At 45.8% G+C, this 3,296-nt stretch carries 3 protein-coding genes and 1 pseudogene; 1 reads left to right on the plus strand and 3 read right to left on the minus strand.

All coding sequences use genetic code 11. The features are described from left to right. Positions 1-119: 119 nt before the first annotated feature. The gene (locus CV944_RS16455) at positions 120-638 is read left to right on the plus strand and encodes a type II toxin-antitoxin system PemK/MazF family toxin (RefSeq protein ID WP_015376093.1); all 519 of its coding nucleotides are present in this window, start codon (positions 120-122) and stop codon (positions 636-638) included. A gap of 485 nt (positions 639-1,123) precedes the next feature. Here the strand turns inward: CV944_RS16455 and CV944_RS16465 are convergent, their stop codons facing one another. The 3 genes and pseudogenes from CV944_RS16465 to CV944_RS18020 all read right to left on the minus strand — a co-directional run. Beyond that, entirely contained in the window at positions 1,124-1,759 is a 636-nt protein-coding gene (locus CV944_RS16465) for an FMN-dependent NADH-azoreductase (protein ID WP_015376094.1), read from the minus strand. A 174-nt stretch (positions 1,760-1,933) separates the two neighbouring features. Further along, positions 1,934-2,080 carry a hypothetical protein gene (locus tag CV944_RS17540; protein ID WP_198518535.1) on the minus strand — a complete coding sequence of 49 codons (147 nt, stop codon included), beginning with the start codon at positions 2,078-2,080 and terminating at the stop codon, positions 1,934-1,936. A 523-nt stretch (positions 2,081-2,603) separates the two neighbouring features. After that, a pseudogene (locus CV944_RS18020) lies at positions 2,604-2,880 on the minus strand (UPF0236 family transposase-like protein); the annotation flags it as partial. Positions 2,881-3,296 lie beyond the last annotated feature (416 nt).

Here is a 3,296-nt window from a genome sequence, read left to right on the forward strand (position 1 = left end):
TCCTATTTTCAGCAAAATATAGTTAAGGCGATTCATCTCCCACTTACTCCGCTTCGCTTCGTTGAAGTGGGAGTCTTCTCGCCTAATTAAGATAAAACGAAGGGAAAGGGGGGAATAAAATGGAATCAGATGCTATTCAACGCGAACGATTACGTTTAAACAAAGTGGACAAAAAGGTAAAACTAGATGAATGGCATCCAAAGAAGATTGCTTTAGCAAACGAATGGATTGAGAATGAGCAAACGCAGATGAAGCGCCCGATCATACGAGGAGCTATTTTCACTTGTGAACTCGGGGAAAATATCGGCACAGAACAAAACGGAGAGCGGCCGGTGCTTGTTCTTTCTAATGACTGGATTAACCGCACATCCGGAAACGTTAAGGTAGCTCCTTTATCTACAAAATTAAAAACCAAAACCGTTACAGATCGGAAAGGGAAAACCAAAGTAGTGCCTCGTTTCAAGACACATTACTTTCTTCGAAAGGAAGTTTATCCTTTTTTAGCTCAGACTTCCGCGGTAAAGGTAGAAGAATTAACGACCGTAAACAAAGTACGATTAAAGCAACATATCGGCAATATAAACGAGGATGACTTAAATAAGATTATGAACCGTGTAAAATGGGTATTTGACCTGTAACGTATTTACAATGTATTGACGACGTATTTATGACGTATTGACATTTCCCTAGGTTTTTTCTATACTTAGAGTACAAAATAAGTTGTCTGTCTCGTCACAGACCATTTCACACGTGAAAAAACGTGGATTCGTTTGTTTTGACAACGGAGAGGAGCCTAAATGGTTCCTCTCTTTGCATATTATCGCCAAGAGAATCATAACCTAATGATAAGTTGCCTGCCGCGTCGCAGGCCATTTCACCCCGTCAGCGGGGAATTCATGGTTTTTGCCCCAGTACTTCGGTGCTGGGGTTTTATGTATTTATCGAGGAAAATTTCTCACGAAGAAATAGGGACTTTATTGATCAGGCTATACCATACGGCTCCCCGCCAGCGTATATGAATGTCACGGCCGTTTGGTTTGTCCAATAAAAAAGGAGCCTCTCCGGATGAAGAGGCTCCCAGGCCAAGTTTGCAACCATTTCCCTCGCAATACTCGGCCTCCCGTTAAAACGTGTGCGCCAAGTCTTTCGCCCGAGCGATGGCGTTCGCTTTAATTTCTTCCGCCTTTTCCGGCACCGCCGCATGCCCTTCGACAAACAACCCTTCAAATGACGGAACACCGAAAAATTGCATGATGACGCTTAAATACCGATGGCCCATTTCCATTTCCGCCGCCGGGCCTTCGGAGTAGAAACCGCCGCGCGCTTGAATGTGGAGCGCTTTTTTATCAGTAAGCAATCCGACCGGCCCTTGTTCCGTATATTTAAACGTCTTGCCGGCGACCGCCACGGCGTCAATATACGCCTTTAACACCGGCGGGAACGAAAAGTTCCACATCGGCGTGACGAATACATATTTGTCGGCGGAAATAAACTGCTCGCACAGCTCGTTCATCCGCCCGACTTTCGCTTTTTCTTCGTCAGACAGCTCTTCAAACGATTTCCCGGAGCGAAGTTTGCCCCAGCCGCTGAACACGTCGACGTCGATTTCCGGAATGTATTCCTTGTATAAATCAAGATGAATGACTTCATGATCCGGATGCACTTGTTTGTATGTGTCGATAAACGCTTTTCCGACCGCCATGCTGTAAGACTGCGTGTCGTCGTGCGGATGGGCGGTGATGTACAATACTTTTGTCATGATGCATACTCCCTTTCGTGATGATCTCGGCACTTTAGTGTTTGCACTTTGTTCAAGCGGCATTTACTTATTTTGAATTCAAATATCTCCAATCAGAGATAATTATATAAAGATCCGACACATTTGACAAACGATTTGACCGCAAAAAAAAAATTGCCTTTCTCCAAGGCAATGTTACTCGCTTTGTTCCACGACAAACGGGTTGCCGCTGATTTGTTTTCGTATCTCATTGGTGAGCGTAAACGGTTCGCTTTTGACACCGCTTTCATTTTCGCTAGGCAGATGACCGCTGCCATCGTAGTAGATCGGTTTTCCTTCCATGATGGCTAACCTCCTTGATTCGTGCAGGATACAGGAACTAGTCTGTGCTTCTATTTTACCATTTATGAGGCGGGAATTCGATCGTTTTTTGAAATTCGAGTCGGCCAAGACTTGGTGGAGAACGTTTTTTGGCTCCCTATGGAATTTTGAAATCACGGGTGATTGGGCCATTTTCAGGAGTTTATATCCGTAAGCGCTTTTGTACTCTCATCCCTCATCATGAGGTGACTCCGTTTAGTCTCATTTTTTACATCCAACCACCATCGCGAAGAGCCGGCAACGCTTGATCGATGGGCGTCCCCGATGACGGTTGAAGACACAGGATGTTTTGTCGCCTCACATCCGCCACCGCCGTCCTGCCTCCCGTTTGGCCTGTTCGACTCACTTGGCCTTCTTCGGGGCCGAGGCTGCCCTCTGGGGTTCTTCCTCCTCCAACTTCCCTTTCTCCGCCCTATTCCATCGATTTGGGTGATCATGGTCCATAAACGCCCGAAGCCGCTTCCCTTTCTCTTAGCGGGAAACAGAGTCCATCCGCTTCCACCAACAGCACCCGACCATATCGTTGGGAAACAGAGGGGAGGAGCGAGACAGGGGCCTCCAACACCAGCTGACGAATCACCTCATGGCTGAGGACCGCATCTCTCACGATCGACTCCAACGAACGGGCGGCTTTGCGGTAGGAAGAGCACCCCACAACCAACTTGACTGCCGTTTCCCCCTAGGCAAGGACCGATCGGTTAGACTCCATTAAAGCCCTGTTCAGCATTGAGCAAGAAAATATAGGCGCCCACTTGTCGATCGCAGTCTTAGTTCCGTTGAATGGATTAATTTTATTTTGCGGTAATCGGATTGGAAAATATCTTGTTGCGGAAGACGTATTTTGGAAATATTTTGGTGATGGGGTCACGAATGTCGTTAATCGGGTTGCCATAAGGGATAATATGTTCAAATAAAATTTCTAAAACCCTCTGCTTTCGATATAGGTTTTGACAAACTCGCCGTAAGCTTTCTTATCTATTATCGGATTCACATAATCTAACTTTCGATCTTTATAAGTATAGTTATCTCGAATCCAATGAAAGTCTTTATCGTTATTACTAACTAATATGGCATTATGTATATACATGCAACATGAAGAGTTAACTTCTCAGTCATCCTGCACACCCTAAGCGCTGCAGCACTTCCTCCGGACGTTCGTGGATGTAGTTGACAAACC

The organism is Geobacillus sp. WSUCF-018B (assembly GCF_002809985.1).
GTDB classification, from domain to species: domain Bacteria; phylum Bacillota; class Bacilli; order Bacillales; family Anoxybacillaceae; genus Geobacillus; species Geobacillus thermophilus.

What these genes read in the sequence shown, in the direction of transcription:
- CV944_RS16455 (WP_015376093.1), top strand. Translation starts at nt 120, where the DNA reads ATGGAATCAGATGCTATTCAACGCGAACGATTACGTTTAAACAAAGTG.
- CV944_RS16465 (WP_015376094.1), bottom strand. Translation starts at nt 1,759, where the DNA reads ATGACAAAAGTATTGTACATCACCGCCCATCCGCACGACGACACGCAG.
- CV944_RS17540 (WP_198518535.1), bottom strand. Translation starts at nt 2,080, where the DNA reads ATGGAAGGAAAACCGATCTACTACGATGGCAGCGGTCATCTGCCTAGC.